Consider the following 14586-nt stretch of genomic DNA (forward strand, 5'->3'; position numbering starts at 1 on the left):
AGCGACCCCTCCCCCAGTCTCGGCCTGTTTACCGAGACTGATCTGGCACAACCCGCACGCACCGAACAGATCGGCCAGCAGTCCCGGGTGCTGAGGGGCTTCGCCTTGCCTTGGGTCGAGCGCCTGCTGCCGGCCCTCAGGTCGGTGCTTGTCGTTGCGCCGTTTCGCAGCATGGTTACCCCTGGCGGCTTCACCATGTCGGTGGCCTTGAGCAGTTGCGGCAACCTGGGCTGGACCACCGACTACAGTGGTTATCGCTACGCCCGCCTCGACCCGCAGACCGGCCAACCCTGGCCGGCAATGCCCGGAGTATTCGAGCAACTGGCCCGGGCCGCGGCCCAGGCGGCGGGTTTCGATGGCTTCAGCCCCGATTCCTGCCTGATCAACCGTTATGTCCCCGGGGCCAGGATGTCTTTGCACCAGGACAAGAACGAACGCGATTACAGCGCGCCCATCGTCTCGGTCTCCCTGGGTTTGCCGGCGATGTTCCTGTTTGGCGGCGAGCAGCGTAGCGACCGACAACTGCGGGTGCCGTTGCTGCACGGTGATGTGGTGGTGTGGGGTGGCGTCGACCGGCTGCGCTTTCATGGTGTGCTGCCGCTCAAGGCTGGCAGCCACGAGCAATTAGGCGAGCAGCGGATCAACCTGACGTTTCGCCACGCGGGCTGAAGAGTCGGCTAGCTGCGACAGCCTACCGCGCAACCGCCTGGCAACCGCGCTTTCACGCATTGCCAGGGGCGTGACCTGTTATCAGTGACTGGCAGCCACTGCATCCGTCGAATGAACGCCGATATAGACCGCAACCGAGTCCGGGCCGGTGTAGACCTCGAAATCCGTAGCGAACTTGCGGCGCAACTGTGGACGGTCTTCGAAGTAGGCCCAGACCAGGCCCCAGGTCTGGATCACGCTGTCGGGCAGCGGCCCCTTCGCGCTGAACACCAGGTATTGGCCACCCTCGACCTGCACCGACTGATAGCCCTCTGCCGCACCGGTCACTTCAACCCCGGCGGTGACATCAAAGGCTCCCGTGGCATCGGACTCATAACCGGAGTACACGCCATAGACAAAGGAATCAGGCTCGCGAGGCTCGATCTTTTCGAACAGCCCTTCGATAAAAAAACGCGCCCACATTGGGCCGATCTGCGCCGTCTCCGGCTGTTGTTCAGTGGCGTTGAGGGTTCGCACCTGCAAACCCGCAACACTGAACGGCAACACCTCGCGCATTTTTACATCCATGGGCCTTATTCCTTGTTCAGGTATTGATTGAAATTGATTATTGGCCAGCAGGTCAGCGGTTGACGTCCACCACCACCCGGCCGCGCAACTGGCCCGCCAACAAGCGCGGCGCGGCCTCGATGGCTTCGCTCAAGCCGATTTCCTGGCTGATCAGCGGCAGCAGCGCCGGGTCAAGGTCCTGACCCAGACGGTCCCAGGCCAGCATCCGCAAGGCTTTGGGCTGAGTCACGCTGTTGATCCCCGCCAGGGTCACGCCGCGCAGGATAAACGGCGCAACCGATGCCGGGAAGTCCATGCCCTGGGCCAGGCCACAGGCAGCGACCGTGCCATTGGCCCGAGTTGCAGCACAGGCATTGGCCAGGGTGTGGCTGCCCACCGAGTCGATAACCGCGGCCCAACGCTCCTTGGCCAGGGGTTTGCCGGGTTGGGAGAGGCTGGCACGATCGATGATGTCACTGGCCCCCAATTGCTGCAGGTAGGCGTGTTCTGCGGTCCGCCCGGTTGAGGCCACCACCCGATACCCCAGACGTGCCAGCAGTGCGATGGAAAAACTGCCAACCCCGCCATTGGCCCCGGTGACCAGCACTTCGCCCTGCTCCGGCGTGACGCCATGACGTTCCAGCGCCAGGATCGCGAGCATCGCCGTGTAACCTGCGGTGCCGATGGCCATGGACTGGGCCGCGCTGAAGGCCTTGGGCAACGGAATCAGCCAGTTTCCGTCAAGCCGGGCCCTCTGAGCCAGGCCGCCCCAATGCCCCTCACCGACACCCCAACCGTTGAGCAGCACCTCGTCACCCACCTGGTAGTCGGGATGAGCGCTGGCTTCGACCGTGCCGGCCAGGTCTATCCCCGGAACCATGGGGAAGCTGCGCACCACCGGGCTGCTGCCGGTAATGGCCAGGCCATCCTTGAAATTCAGCGTGCTGTAGGCCACGCGCACCGTCACATCTCCCGGCGGCAACTGCTCGTCGCTGATCCGCTGCAGATTGGCGCGATAACCCTGCTCGTCTTTCTCGATCAAAATGCCGTTGAACATGACTGTCTCCCGAATGGCCCCGTGGCTCTCATTGCCCGTGGCAGGGTAATGAACTTCGACCTTGAATCACAAGGCACCGACCTCCCGCCCGGCCGCAGCAAAGACCGTTCGCCAGGCACCCACCACGACTATGCTTTGACCTCGGCAACCACCCAGTCACCTGCGAGGGATAGCAATGTTCAACTTCATCAAGACCACAATTGCCGGAGGCCTGCTGTTTATCCTGCCGCTGGTGCTGGTGGTGATCCTGCTGGAAAAAGCCGTCCACCTGCTGCGCGGCCCGATCCATCAACTGTTGCCGATGTTCGCCCAGTACAGCATCGCCGGTGTGACCCTGTTCACCCTGGTAGCACTGCTGATGCTGGTGCTGATCTGCTTTATCGCCGGACTGCTGGCCAAAACCGGCCCGGCTTCGAAGTTGCTCAATGCCCTGGAAGAAAACGTCCTCGGCAAGATCCCCGGCTACGGCTTGCTCAAAGACGCCACGGCGCACCTGGCCGGCCTGGAAAACGTCGAAGGCGCTCGAGTCGGCCTGATCTGCGAAGACGAGGGCTGGCTGTTTTGCCTGGTCCTGGAAACCCAGGGCACATGGCTCTCGGTGTACATCCCGGACGCCGGGCCGGCGGGCGGCTCGTCCGGTGAGGTTCGGCTGGTCAGCACCAACCAGGTACGCCCCACCGAACTGGACTGGATGCCGGTGCTGGCCTGCGTACGCCGCGGCGGGCATGGCGCGTTGAAGCTGGCAGCGCCCTGGCTGCCGGAGTAACCGCTGCAGTTGGGCTCTATCGGGACCCGGGCAGCCTTTTGACCTCTCAGGCGATAAAGTCGGCTGGCCTTTTCCAGGTGACTCCTGCTACAAACCCTGGCGCTGTCGTCATTACTTTTACTGCGCAGAGGAGTTGCACATGAGCCAATGGCCTGACACCCGAATTATTGACTTGCTGGGGATCGAACTGCCGATCATTCAAGCTCCGATGGCCGGAGCCACCGGCTCCGCCATGGTTATCGCGGCGGCCCAGGCCGGCGCGCTGGGCTCCCTGCCCTGCGCCATGCTCAGCCCGGAACAGATTCGCCAGGAAGTGCAAAACATTCGCCAGGCCACCCAGGCCCCTCTGAACCTGAACTTCTTCTGCCACCAGACGCCTGCACCCGATCCCGAGCGCGATGCCCAGTGGAAAAACCTGCTGCAACCCTATTACCGCGAACTGGGTGCCGACTTCGACGCGCCAACCCCGGTCAGCAGCCGCGCGCCCTTCGACCACGTGAGTTGCGAACTGGTGGAAGAACTGCGCCCGGAAATCGTCAGCTTCCACTTCGGTTTGCCGGAGCCCTCACTGCTGGAGAGGGTCAAGGCCACCGGGGCGAAAATCCTGTCGTCGGCCAGTACTGTCGATGAGGCCGTCTGGCTCGAACAGCATGGCTGCGACGCGATCATCGCCATGGGCTACGAAGCCGGCGGCCACCGGGCGATTTTCCTCGGCGAGGATCTCAACAGCCAGGTCGGGACCATGGCCCTGGTGCCGCAGATCGTCGACGCGGTGACCCTGCCGGTGATCGCGGCCGGTGGCATCGGCGATGCCAGGGGCATTGTGGCCGCGTTTGCCTTGGGCGCCTCGGCGGTGCAATTGGGCACGGCCTACCTGTTTACCCCGGAGGCCAAGATCAGCGCAGCCCATCACCAGGCCTTGCGCAGTGCCAAAGAGAGCCAGACCGCACTGACCAACCTGTTCACCGGCCGCCCGGCACGTGGCATCGTCAACCGGATCATGCGTGAAATCGGTCCGATCAACCCTCTGGCCCCGGCCTTCCCCCTGGCCGGTGGCGCCTTGATGCCATTGCGCGCCAAGGACGACGCCGACTTCGCCAACCTCTGGTCAGGCCAGGCACTGCGCCTGGGGCTCGAGTTATCCACCCATGAACTGACCCGGCGCCTGGCTGAGCAAGCCCTGGCCAAGCTGGCCCGGCGCTGAGGGTTCGCCACCACGATTGCACCCGTGGTGGCGCGCCGTTCACCCCATCCAGCAGCAGAGTTCCGTTCGTCGGCGATTCGCTATATATTCCGCTATACAGCGATTACCCCCCTTGCTTCGGTGCAGTCCACTTCCAACAACAAACTGCCCAGCGCACTTGCCCTCAACGGAGCCGTTTCATGACCATTCGTGCCTCAGGATTTGCCCCGACTTGCCTCGCCACCCTCCTCGCCGTATTTGCCTTTGGTTCGGCCCAGGCCGATGAAGTGCAAGTCGCCGTCGCCGCCAACTTCACCGCGCCGATCCAGGCCATTGCCGCTGACTTCGAAAAGGACACCGGACACAAACTGGTCGCGGCCTACGGTGCCACCGGGCAGTTCTATACCCAAATCAAAAACGGCGCGCCGTTCGAAGTGTTCCTGTCGGCTGACGACACCACGCCGCAAAAACTGGAAACCGAAGGCGACACCGTCAAAGGTTCGCGCTTCACCTACGCCATCGGCACCCTGGCCCTGTGGTCGGCCAAGGAAGGTTATGTCGACAGCCAAGGCAAAGTGCTCAAGGACAACCAATATCAGCACCTGTCCATTGCCAACCCGAAAGCCGCACCTTATGGCCTGGCTGCGACGCAGGTCCTGGCCAAGCTCGGCCTGACCGACCAGGTCAAGAGCAAGATCGTTGAAGGCCAGAACATCACCCAGGCCTATCAGTTCGTGTCCACCGGCAATGCCGAGCTGGGGTTTGTCGCCTTGTCGCAGATCTACAAGGACGGCAAAGTCAGCAGCGGTTCGGCGTGGATCGTTCCGGCCGAGATGCACGACCCGATCAAACAGGACGCGGTGATCCTCAACAAAGGCAAGGACAACCCGGCCGCCAAGGCACTGGTTGACTACCTCAAAGGCCCGAAAGCCGCCGCCGTCATCAAATCCTACGGTTACCAGCTCTAAATGCCGCTGGCGAGTGCCGACTTTTCCGCGATCTGGCTGACCCTGAAGCTGGCATCGTTGACGACCCTGATCCTGCTGGTCATCGGCACTCCGATCGCCCTCTGGCTGTCGCGCACCCGCTCCTGGTGGCGCGGGCCGATCGGCGCGGTGGTGGCCCTGCCCCTGGTGCTGCCACCGACGGTGATCGGCTTTTACCTGCTCCTGGCCCTTGGGCCCCACGGCTATCTCGGCCAGCTTACCCAGTCCCTCGGGCTGGGCACCCTGACCTTCAGTTTCAGCGGCCTGGTGATAGGTTCGGTGATTTACTCCATGCCGTTTGTGGTCCAACCGCTGCAAAACGCATTCTCGGCTATCGGCACCCGCCCACTGGAAGTGGCGGCGACGTTGCGCGCCAACCCGTGGGACACCTTCTTCAGCGTGGTCCTGCGCCTGGCTCGCCCCGGGTTCATCACCGCGTCGATCCTGGGTTTCGCCCATACCGTCGGTGAGTTCGGCGTGGTGTTGATGATCGGCGGCAATATCCCGGACAAGACCCGGGTGGTCTCGGTGCAGATCTACGATCACGTCGAAGCCATAGAATACGCCCAGGCCCATTGGCTGGCAGGGGCCATGCTGGTGTTCTCGTTCCTGGTGTTGCTGGCGCTCTACTCCAGCCGCAAGACCAAAGCCGGCTGGAGTTGAACCCCATGAGTTCCGAGATTCGCGTCAGCCTCACCCTGGATTATCAAGACTTTGCCCTGGACCTCGACCTGCAGCTTCCGGGGCGCGGTGTCACGGCCCTGTACGGGCACTCCGGCTCGGGCAAGACCACGTGCCTGCGCTGCATCGCCGGGTTGGAAAAAGCCGGGCAAGGTCTGGTACAGATCAACGACGAGGTGTGGCAGGACAGCCGCAGGAAGATCTTCGTCCCACCCCATAAGCGCTCCCTGGGTTATGTGTTCCAGGAAGCCAGCCTGTTTCCCCACCTGTCGGTGCAAGCCAACCTCGAATTCGGCCTGCGGCGCATCCCCCGCGCCCAACGCAAAGTCGACATGGCCCACGCCACCGACCTGCTGGGCATCGGCCACCTGCTCGAACGCCATCCACATAACCTGTCGGGCGGCGAACGCCAGCGCATCGGCATTGCCCGCGCCCTGCTGACCAGCCCCAGGCTGTTGCTGATGGACGAGCCCCTCGCGGCGCTGGATGCCAAGCGCAAAAGCGAGATTCTGCCCTACCTCGAACGCCTGCATGACGAGTTGGATATTCCGGTGCTGTACGTCAGCCACTCCCAGGACGAAGTTGCGCGGCTGGCCGACCATATCGTGCTGCTCAGCGAGGGCAAGGCAATGGCCAGCGGCCCCATCGGCGACACCCTGGCCCGGCTCGATTTGCCCCTGGCCCTGGGCGACGACGCCGGCGTGGTGATCGAGGGCCGGGTCAGCCACTACGACGCCAACTACCAATTGGTGACCCTGCAACTGCCCGGCAGCCAACTGACGATACGCGTGGCCCATGCGCCCCTGGCCATCGGCAAGAGCCTGCGCTTCAAGGTGCAGGCGCGGGACGTCAGCCTCAGCCTGCAAGCCGGCGAACACAGCAGCATCCTCAATCGCCTGCCGGTCACGGTCAGCCAGGAAACTGCCGCCGACAACAGCGCTCACGTGCTGGTGCGCCTCGATGCCGCCGGTACACCACTGCTGGCACGGATCACCCGCTTCTCCCGCGACCTCCTGGCACTGCACCCCGGCCAGCAGCTGTGGGCACAAATCAAGGCGGTCGCGGTCCTCGCCTGAGGCACTCGAAAATCCTTGGCACGACTGCCGGGCGCCGTGGTCAATCCGATACAGGCCCGCTCGTTTTGCCAAGGATTACTGCCATGCCAGACACCACACTGCCCGTCGACCTGCCACCCGACCTGCATTACGTCGATGACAGCCAGCCCGGTATCCGGCGCAAAAAACTGCGCGGCAAATTCTGCTACTTCGACGCCGATGGCCAACGTATCAAGGACCCGGACGAGATCAAGCGCATCAACGCCCTGGCTGTGCCGCCGGCGTACAGCGATGTGTGGATCTGTGCCGATCCGCGCGGCCACCTGCAAGCCACCGGCCGTGATGCCCGGGGCCGCAAGCAGTACCGCTACCACGCGCGCTGGCGCGAAGTGCGCGATGCCGACAAATACTCGCGCATGCTGGAGTTCGGTGGCGCCCTGCCAAAACTGCGCCGGCAACTGGAGGCGCTGCTGGCGGCGCCCGGGTTCAGCCGGGACAAGGTCATGGCCACCGTCATCACCTTGCTCGACGCCACGCTGATTCGCGTCGGCAACAGCCAATATGCCCGCGACAACCGTTCCTACGGCCTGACCACCCTGCGTAGCCGGCACGTTGAAGTCAAAGGCAGTGCGATCCTGTTCCAGTTTCGCGGCAAGAGCGGCATCGAGCATCAGATCACCATCAAGGATCAACGCCTGGCCCGCATCATCAAGCGCTGCCTGGAGCTGCCGGGGCAAAACCTGTTCCAGTACCTGGACGAAAACGGTGAGCGCCACAGTGTCAGCTCCTCGGACGTCAACGCTTACCTGCAAACCCTGACCGGCGCCGATTTCACCGCCAAGGATTACCGCACCTGGGCCGGCAGCACCCTGGCCTTGGCGGTACTGCGCGAACTGCAATGGGAGTCGGAAACCGAGGCCAAAAAACACATCGTCGAGATGGTCAAGGACGTCTCCCGTCAACTGGGCAACACCCCGGCCGTGTGCCGCAAGTGCTACATCCACCCCGCCGTGCTCGACAGCTTCCTGCTCGGCGAACTGGCCAAGCTGCCCAAGCCCAGGACTCGCAAGGGGCTCAAGGCAGAAGAGGTGGGCCTGGCGATGTTTCTGGAAAGCCTGGTGGATCAAGTCGCCGCCAGTTGAAGCAAACCCGGGTTGTCAAAGGCCCGGGCTGCGCGTTAGGCTGTGCGCCTTCCCCCGTTCCAGGACGATTGCCGACGTGAACAACTAAGCCTTCCAAAATGTATTCGCAACAAGCCGCTCTGGCGCTTGTTGGCTTTTTTCGACATTTTCTGGAGGTGCTGATGACTCACGTCACACGGCTGCCTGCGCTGGTCTCTTTGCACCAGCTGAGTTTTCAATTGGCCAATGGCCAAACCCTGTTCGAAGCCCTCGACCTCAGTTTCGACCAACTGCCTATCGGCCTGGTCGGGCGCAACGGCGTGGGCAAATCCGTGCTTGCACGCTTGATCGCCGGCGAACTCGCCCCTGCCAGCGGCAGCATCCATCGCAGCGCCCGGGTGAAATACCTCGCCCAGCAACAGGACACCGCGCCCTGCCACAGCGTAGCCCAGGTCGCAGGTCTGGCTCAGGCTCTGGACGCCCTCGAGCGATTGGGCGCTGGCAACGCCTCGCTTGAGGACCTGGAGCAACTGGATGAACGCTGGGATCTGGCCGAACGCCTGCGGCGCCAGCTGGACGCTGCCGACCTCGTTGATATCGGGCCAGGCACGGCGGCGGCCCACCTCAGCGGTGGCCAGTTGGCCCGCGTTGCCCTGATCGGCGCCCTGCTGAGCGGGGCCGATCTGCTGGTGCTGGACGAGCCGACCAACCACCTCGATGCCCAGGGCCGGCGCTGGCTGCTGGCACAACTGCAACAGTGGCGTGGCGGCCTGATTGTGATCAGCCACGACCGCCACCTGCTGGCCCACATGCAGCGCATCGTCGAGCTGACGCCCCAGGGTGCCCGGGTCTATGGCGGCAACTATGCCGTGTTCCAGCAACAGCGGCTGACCGAGAGTGACGCAGCCCAGGCCGCCCTCGAGCAGGCACGAACCGAACGCAGCCGGCAGCGCAAACGCCTGCAGCGCGAACACGACACCATCCTGCGCCACGCCGCCGGCGCCCGCAAAAATGCCGATACCGCTAATGTTTCCCGCTTCGAGCGGGCCAAGATGAAAGGTGCGGCGCAGGACATCATGGGCCACGTGCGCCATGCCCATCAGGCGCAAAAAAACGAGCTCGACCAGCAGGTCAGCCAGGCCTACGCCCGGGTGCTGCCAGACACCCCGACTGTGGTCACACTGCCCGGAACCGCAGTGCCTGGCGGCCAGCAACTGTTCTGCCTGACTGCCGCACAACTGCCCTGGCTGCCCGCCAATGCACCTTCGAGTTACGTTACCTGCAGCGCCAGCGGGCCGTTGCGGATTGCCCTTCGCGGGCCCAATGGCTGCGGCAAATCGACCCTGCTGAATATGCTCGCCGGCAACCTTCAGCCCTTGAGTGGTGAGTGCCGGGTCGGGGTCCAGGGAGCCTATCTCGACCAGCAACTGGCCCTGCTCGACCCCGAGCGGTCGATTATCCAGCACCTGGGTTTGCTCGATACGCCATTGAACGAAGGCGAACTGCGCAGTCGCCTGGCACAGCTGCAACTCGATGCCCGGCGGGTGACCCAGCCTTGCGGCCAATTGAGTGGCGGCGAACGCTTGAAAGCGGCGCTGGCGGTCGCCTTGTGGAGCGCAACTCCCGCCAGGCTCCTACTGCTGGACGAGCCCACCAACCACCTGGATCTGGAATCGATACAGGCCTTCGAAGCGGCGCTGCGGGGCTTTCCCGGGGCGATGCTGGTGGCGTCCCACGACGAGAATTTTCTGGCGGCCCTGGCGCCCAGCCATCAACTGCAATGGACCATCCAGGGCTGGGTCTTTACCCAGGTCACGCCATGAATCCGTTGCCCGGCCGTACGGTTGCAGCCCAGGTTTCAGTCATACGGCCTTACAGCAAAATACCGTGGGACGGCGGGCCACATGATAATGTTCCGCCGCCCATCACCAACAAGGACCGTTAAACCATGAAATTCGGTTACACCATCGTCTACGTCCCAGACGTTGCTGCCTCGTTGACATTCTTTGAACAGGCTTTCGGCTTCAGCCGCCGGTTCCTGCATGAGTCCGGCACCTATGGCGAGCTGGAGAGCGGCGCCACTACCCTGGCCTTCGCCGCCCATGAACTGGCGGCCATGAATTTCACCACCGGTCACGTCGCCGCACACTCCTCGCCGCAGCCCCTGGGTATCGAACTGGGCCTGGTCACCGACGATGTCCCTGCTGCTCATGCCAAGGCCCTGGCCCAGGGTGCCAGCGAACTCTCGGCTCCCAGCGCCAAGCCCTGGGGGCAGACGGTGTCTTACCTGCGCTGCCCGGACGGGACCCTGGTGGAATTGTGTACCCCGATCCACCCCTGAACCTGCGGCGTCTATCTGAGCTTGACCGCGGTGCCGGTGACAAACACCACCACCATCCGACCACGACCTGACGACATGCTGATTTCGTAATCAAGGCCAACCACCGCGTCCGCCTGAAGCACCTCGGCGCGCTGGCGGATTTCCTCGGTGGCCTGGGCCCGTGCCTCTTTCAGGGCGCGCTCCAGGGTCTGTGAACGACCGCCGAAGAAGTCGCGCAGGCCGGCAGATAAATCGCGCACGACGTTGATGCCCTGGACCGACTCGGCGCTGACGATATCCAGGTAGGCGGCAATCGTCCGGCCTTCAATGCTGTGGGTGGTGGTCAAGATCATGCTGTTCTCCCTAGTCCAACCTGCGCGCCAGCGTGAATACGGCAGCGCACGTAAAAAGCTATCGACACCCGGAGGCATCGCTGCAAGGTGGGCAATAAAAAAGCCCCGCTCTTAGGCGGGGCACGTCTCAAGGCTTCAGGGGCCGCTCTTCATCGCGCTCCGAAAGACTCTTGCCGTCGTCCGGGTGCTTCCAGGTCTGTGGCGGCGGCTCATCGTGCTCGACAAGGTCCCGATCCAGGTCCTGGTCCTGCGGCTGTTGAGGGTGGTTTTTATGCTCGTTAGTCATGCCCAGCTCTCCTGCAAAGGGTCAGATCCAGCCTTGTTCAGGGTAGAACATCTGTCGGCGGATACCCCGGCCCCGCAGGCCACCTTGACCAGGAAATGACTCACATCCTTGCCGTGGATCAGGCAAAGATGAATTTTCTTTCACTGTGCCCGGTGCCATCGCTGGTTATAGTCCGCCTGCTCATTCAAGAAACTACGTTCGCCCGCTCTCCCGCGGGCTTTTTTTTGCCTGTTCAAAAGACCGAGGTCCGGACTGACGTAAGCCTCGACCCGCCTCATTCCAGACCAGGCAGCTCCTTGCAGTCCTTCAAGATGGATTCTTCCTCGGCAGTGTGGTCGGCAGCCATAAACGACAACATGCCGCGGTCGCCCTTGGTGTGCCAGCGATAACTGTTCTGCTCGTCATCGGCCACATACAACGCGCCGGAGCCGGACTGGCTGATGTGCATGGGAATCAGATGCCCTTTGTACTGAAGCGTGGCGAACGAGTCGCCATTGGGCAGATTCAGATAAGCCGCCTCGATGCGCATTCCGCCTTCGCACTGGTAGCGAGCAACCGTACTTTGAGCGCCCTGCTCTTGAGAGTCGTCGGCCTGATCGAGGTCGTCCGTTGCTGCGTGGCTCAACAATGGCGAGGCCAGAAACACCAGCAAACAGCGAACCTGAAACGTTGAGAAAGCATGGGCTGAACCCTGGAAAATTGATCGTCCCTATCGGACGTTCGAGGCAGGGTTAAGTTCATGCCGAAGGGCATGCGCCGGAAGGGGAAGTTTGCAGTGCGGGCCGATAAAACCTGTTCACTCGGACAACCAATAATGTGCGCAATTGTGAAGGTGAAACAGTGGCTGCGACTAAATTTCAGGCAAAAAAAATCCCAAGTAGCTGATGGAAACTTGGGATTAAAAATGCATAAACCGTGGTAGGTGAACGCGACGCAATCTTATCTTATCGGCAGCAGATGTAACAAGATATTTGACGCCTTTCGTCGGAATTAAAATCACCTAAGTCCTTAAATAACCACATGTTTTTAAAGGTGTACGGTTTACAGGGATTAATTATCGCCCTGTTTTGGCGCACTTTTAAGGGGCTGAAACGGTGGCTGAAGTTCGATAAAACCAATGGCAATAACAGCCTTCTGTCCAAGGCAGCAAATGCAGGGGCCCACCGTATAAAACGCCCCAAAAAAGTGCGCGCACCAGCAGCCCGATATATGCCGAATCTTTCCTTCTGCGTCCAAAATGCCCACCCGGGGAGGTGTCGCAAAAAGACGTGTCAGGCGCTTTGCGGGCAAAAAATTTGAATTTCGTGAGACGGGGCCAGGTCAAGAAGAGTAAGCACAGTCAATCTGACGAGGTAATAGCCATGACCATCGAAGCAGAGACACTTGTCCAACTCGCCGAAGCGCTTCAACACCAGGGCCTGGTGTTGGTTTGCGATGTGAACTTTATCCGCGCACCCTATCGTCACAACCATCGCTGGGTATGCCGCGTCGAGTGACAGCCTCCGACGCCGAATACTCGGTGCGCGTTCAACGCTGACAGTGCCAACAGGCTGTTAGGGTTGTTTCAGCGCTGAACGCGAGCTTCAAATAAACCTGAAACCGCGCTTGTTTAGCCCTCTTCTTGCGTGCCATTCCCCGCCTTAGCTCGCCTCTGCGGGCGTCACACGCTCATAAACTTTCTTGTTGTGCAGCAACAAGTTTATTTGTTGGACGCCTCCCCCCCGAGCCGCAATGATGCGGGCCACTGACGCTCGACCTTCCAGGTCAAATAATAAAAAACCGAGTCGGGCTGCCCGCCAAGCTCAGGAAGCGAACCAGACTGCTGGTCTTCTTCACTTCCGGCTTTTCTGGCGCCGCGGCACGCTGCTAAGGACCTCCACTCCATGCAAACTGTTGTGAACTTATGGCCGCTGATAGGCGTGCTCGTCATCGTGGTCGGCTTTGTCCTGCGCTTCAATCCGCTGCTGGTGGTGACCGCCGCCGCGATTGCCACGGGCATTGCCGCTGACTTTTCCCTGGAGAAAATCCTCGCCGCCATGGGCGACGGCTTCATGGAAACCCGTGCCCTGCAACTGATCCTGTTATTGCCCCTGGCCGTCATCGGCCTGCTTGAACGCCATGGCTTGCGCCTGCACGTGCAGAACTGGATTGCACGCTTCGAACGGGCCACCGTCGGGCGCCTGCTGATCATTTACCTGTTTGTTCGTGAAAGCACGGCCGCCATGGGCCTGACCAGCCTTGGCGGTCACCCGCAAATGGTGCGCCCGTTACTGGCCCCCATGGCGGAAGGCGCCGCGGAAAAACGCTATGGCCCGCTGCCGCAAGTGCTGCGTCACAAGGTCCTGGCCATGTGCGCTGCCACCGATAACGTGGGGCTGTTTTTTGGCGAGGACATCTTTGTTGCCTTCGGCGCGATCGCGCTGATGCACACCTTCCTGCTGGGTTCGGGGATTGATGTCGAGCCGCTGCATATCGCCTTCTGGGGCATTCCCACCGCGATTTGCGCCTTCATCATTCACGCGATACGCCTGCACCGATTCGACCGCATGCTGAGCCGCAAACTGTCGGCCACCGACCGCCATGCCTCCCCAGTGGAGACCGCAGCATGATCATCTCCATTGAGTACCTGTACTGGTTGGCCGGGGTGCTGCTGCTGATTACCGCGGGCATGATCCTGGTTGACCGCAGCCATCCCAAGCGTTGGTCCAGCGGCCTGTTCTGGCTGTTGTTCGCCATGGTCTTCCTGATTGGCGAGCGCCTGCCCACGGTCGTGGTAGGCGCCGGCGTGGTGCTGATGGCGCTGATCGCCGGCCTGGGTGGCGTGGGCCGCGGCGCTCACGCCGAGTTGCATGTCAAGGCGGCGCGAGCCAGTGCCGGACGCCTGGGGCACAAGCTGTTCATTCCCGCGCTGGCGATCCCGCTGACCACGGTAATCGGCTCGGTACTGCTCAAACACTATGAGATAGGCGGCGTACCGCTGCTTGACCCGAAAAACACCACCTTTGTCTCCCTGGGCCTGGGCTGCCTGATCGCCTTGGCGCTGGCCTGCTGGCTGACCCGGGACACGCCGTTGCAAGCCTTGCGCGAATCGCGGCGTCTCACCGAAGCGCTGGGCTGGACCATGGTCCTGCCGCAGATGCTGGCGATGCTCGGGCTGCTGTTCAATGACGCGGGTGTCGGCAATGCCGTGGCTCACGTGGCCACCACCTATATCAACCTGGACTTCCGTCTGGTTGCGGTGATGGTCTACGTGCTGGGCATGGCGCTGTTCACGGTGATCATGGGCAACGGTTTTGCTGCGTTTCCGGTCATGACCGGCGGTGTCGGCGTGCCGGTACTGGTGGGCGTGTACGGCGCCAACCCCGCAGTGATGGCGGCGATCGGCATGTTCTCCGGCTACTGCGGCACGCTGATGACGCCGATGGCGGCCAACTTCAATATCGTGCCGGCTGCCCTGCTCGAACTGCCCGACAAGAACGCCGTTATCAAGGCCCAACTGCCGACCGCGCTGATGATGCTGCTGGTCAATATCGTTCTTCTTTACCTGCTGATGTGAGGCAATG

At 62.1% G+C, this 14586-nt stretch carries 17 protein-coding genes; 12 read left to right on the forward strand and 5 right to left on the reverse strand.

From position 1 onward, the window contains the following. Positions 1–24: 24 nt before the first annotated feature. Entirely contained in the window at positions 25–669 is a 645-nt protein-coding gene (gene alkB / locus MF4836_RS27670) for a DNA oxidative demethylase AlkB (protein ID WP_238596225.1), read from the forward strand. A gap of 81 nt (positions 670–750) precedes the next feature. Here the strand turns inward: alkB and MF4836_RS27675 are convergent, their stop codons facing one another. Both MF4836_RS27675 and acuI read right to left on the reverse strand, forming a co-directional pair. After that, positions 751–1236 carry a GyrI-like domain-containing protein gene (locus tag MF4836_RS27675; RefSeq protein WP_078473015.1) on the reverse strand — a complete coding sequence of 162 codons (486 nt, stop codon included), beginning with the start codon at positions 1234–1236 and terminating at the stop codon, positions 751–753. A gap of 52 nt (positions 1237–1288) precedes the next feature. Then, complete coding sequence (gene acuI / locus MF4836_RS27680; RefSeq protein WP_078473016.1) at positions 1289–2272, reverse strand: acrylyl-CoA reductase (NADPH); 984 nt, start codon at positions 2270–2272, stop codon at positions 1289–1291. 175 nt (positions 2273–2447) lie between these two features. Between acuI and MF4836_RS27685 the strand changes: the two genes are divergently transcribed. From MF4836_RS27685 to MF4836_RS27720, 8 genes are all read left to right on the forward strand, one after another. Continuing rightward, complete coding sequence (locus tag MF4836_RS27685) at positions 2448–3038, forward strand: hypothetical protein (protein WP_078473017.1); 591 nt, start codon at positions 2448–2450, stop codon at positions 3036–3038. 139 nt (positions 3039–3177) lie between these two features. Beyond that, positions 3178–4242: an NAD(P)H-dependent flavin oxidoreductase gene (locus MF4836_RS27690; protein WP_078473018.1), complete on the forward strand. Its 1065-nt coding sequence runs from the start codon at positions 3178–3180 to the stop codon at positions 4240–4242. Positions 4243–4421: 179 nt separating this feature from the next. After that, positions 4422–5189, forward strand: coding sequence for a molybdate ABC transporter substrate-binding protein (modA, locus tag MF4836_RS27695; protein ID WP_078473019.1), 768 nt, complete (start codon positions 4422–4424; stop codon positions 5187–5189). After that, entirely contained in the window at positions 5190–5870 is a 681-nt protein-coding gene (gene modB / locus MF4836_RS27700) for a molybdate ABC transporter permease subunit (protein WP_078473020.1), read from the forward strand. It begins immediately after the preceding gene. A gap of 5 nt (positions 5871–5875) precedes the next feature. After that, positions 5876–6964, forward strand: coding sequence for a molybdenum ABC transporter ATP-binding protein (gene modC / locus MF4836_RS27705; RefSeq protein WP_078473021.1), 1089 nt, complete (start codon positions 5876–5878; stop codon positions 6962–6964). Positions 6965–7047: 83 nt separating this feature from the next. Then, positions 7048–8085, forward strand: coding sequence for a DNA topoisomerase IB (locus MF4836_RS27710; protein ID WP_078473022.1), 1038 nt, complete (start codon positions 7048–7050; stop codon positions 8083–8085). Between the two features lie 161 nt (positions 8086–8246). Then, on the forward strand, positions 8247–9887 hold the full coding sequence (locus MF4836_RS27715) for an ABC-F family ATP-binding cassette domain-containing protein (RefSeq protein ID WP_078473102.1): 1641 nt from the start codon (positions 8247–8249) through the stop codon (positions 9885–9887). Positions 9888–10012: 125 nt separating this feature from the next. After that, a complete protein-coding gene (locus MF4836_RS27720) occupies positions 10013–10405 on the forward strand; it encodes a VOC family protein (RefSeq protein WP_078473023.1) in 393 nt (130 codons plus the stop codon). 11 nt (positions 10406–10416) lie between these two features. Here the strand turns inward: MF4836_RS27720 and MF4836_RS27725 are convergent, their stop codons facing one another. From MF4836_RS27725 to MF4836_RS27730, 3 genes are all read right to left on the reverse strand, one after another. Next, complete coding sequence (locus MF4836_RS27725) at positions 10417–10737, reverse strand: YbjQ family protein (protein ID WP_078473024.1); 321 nt, start codon at positions 10735–10737, stop codon at positions 10417–10419. Positions 10738–10864: 127 nt separating this feature from the next. After that, positions 10865–11023 (reverse strand): hypothetical protein, encoded by a 159-nt coding sequence (locus MF4836_RS35635; protein ID WP_178102991.1) that lies wholly within the window; start codon positions 11021–11023, stop codon positions 10865–10867. A 274-nt stretch (positions 11024–11297) separates the two neighbouring features. Continuing rightward, positions 11298–11669 carry an MliC family protein gene (locus tag MF4836_RS27730; protein WP_238596226.1) on the reverse strand — a complete coding sequence of 124 codons (372 nt, stop codon included), beginning with the start codon at positions 11667–11669 and terminating at the stop codon, positions 11298–11300. Positions 11670–12384: 715 nt separating this feature from the next. Here MF4836_RS27730 and MF4836_RS36000 point away from each other — a divergent pair. The 3 genes from MF4836_RS36000 to MF4836_RS27745 all read left to right on the forward strand — a co-directional run bounded on the left by MF4836_RS36000 (position 12385) and on the right by MF4836_RS27745 (position 14579). Continuing rightward, entirely contained in the window at positions 12385–12519 is a 135-nt protein-coding gene (locus tag MF4836_RS36000) for a hypothetical protein (protein ID WP_274522649.1), read from the forward strand. 387 nt (positions 12520–12906) lie between these two features. Further along, entirely contained in the window at positions 12907–13632 is a 726-nt protein-coding gene (locus tag MF4836_RS27740; protein ID WP_078473026.1) for a DUF969 domain-containing protein, read from the forward strand. Continuing rightward, complete coding sequence (locus tag MF4836_RS27745; protein ID WP_078473027.1) at positions 13629–14579, forward strand: DUF979 domain-containing protein; 951 nt, start codon at positions 13629–13631, stop codon at positions 14577–14579. The genes MF4836_RS27740 and MF4836_RS27745 overlap by 4 nt, the downstream gene beginning before the upstream one ends. Positions 14580–14586: the final 7 nt, after the last annotated feature.

Origin of the sequence: Pseudomonas sp. MF4836 (genome assembly GCF_002018875.1) — a bacterium.
In the GTDB taxonomy this organism is placed as follows: domain Bacteria; phylum Pseudomonadota; class Gammaproteobacteria; order Pseudomonadales; family Pseudomonadaceae; genus Aquipseudomonas.

Excerpts from the sequence above, each read along its gene's own strand:
- MF4836_RS27745 (WP_078473027.1), top strand. The coding sequence starts at position 13,629 with ATGATCATCTCCATTGAGTACCTGTACTGGTTGGCCGGGGTGCTGCTG.
- modA (WP_078473019.1), top strand. The coding sequence starts at position 4,422 with ATGACCATTCGTGCCTCAGGATTTGCCCCGACTTGCCTCGCCACCCTC.
- MF4836_RS27710 (WP_078473022.1), top strand. The coding sequence starts at position 7,048 with ATGCCAGACACCACACTGCCCGTCGACCTGCCACCCGACCTGCATTAC.
- MF4836_RS27690 (WP_078473018.1), top strand. The coding sequence starts at position 3,178 with ATGAGCCAATGGCCTGACACCCGAATTATTGACTTGCTGGGGATCGAA.
- MF4836_RS27740 (WP_078473026.1), top strand. The coding sequence starts at position 12,907 with ATGCAAACTGTTGTGAACTTATGGCCGCTGATAGGCGTGCTCGTCATC.
- MF4836_RS27715 (WP_078473102.1), top strand. The coding sequence starts at position 8,247 with ATGACTCACGTCACACGGCTGCCTGCGCTGGTCTCTTTGCACCAGCTG.
- MF4836_RS27675 (WP_078473015.1), bottom strand. The coding sequence starts at position 1,236 with ATGGATGTAAAAATGCGCGAGGTGTTGCCGTTCAGTGTTGCGGGTTTG.
- MF4836_RS27725 (WP_078473024.1), bottom strand. The coding sequence starts at position 10,737 with ATGATCTTGACCACCACCCACAGCATTGAAGGCCGGACGATTGCCGCC.
- modC (WP_078473021.1), top strand. The coding sequence starts at position 5,876 with ATGAGTTCCGAGATTCGCGTCAGCCTCACCCTGGATTATCAAGACTTT.
- MF4836_RS35635 (WP_178102991.1), bottom strand. The coding sequence starts at position 11,023 with ATGACTAACGAGCATAAAAACCACCCTCAACAGCCGCAGGACCAGGAC.
- acuI (WP_078473016.1), bottom strand. The coding sequence starts at position 2,272 with ATGTTCAACGGCATTTTGATCGAGAAAGACGAGCAGGGTTATCGCGCC.
- modB (WP_078473020.1), top strand. The coding sequence starts at position 5,190 with ATGCCGCTGGCGAGTGCCGACTTTTCCGCGATCTGGCTGACCCTGAAG.
- MF4836_RS27685 (WP_078473017.1), top strand. The coding sequence starts at position 2,448 with ATGTTCAACTTCATCAAGACCACAATTGCCGGAGGCCTGCTGTTTATC.
- MF4836_RS36000 (WP_274522649.1), top strand. The coding sequence starts at position 12,385 with ATGACCATCGAAGCAGAGACACTTGTCCAACTCGCCGAAGCGCTTCAA.
- MF4836_RS27720 (WP_078473023.1), top strand. The coding sequence starts at position 10,013 with ATGAAATTCGGTTACACCATCGTCTACGTCCCAGACGTTGCTGCCTCG.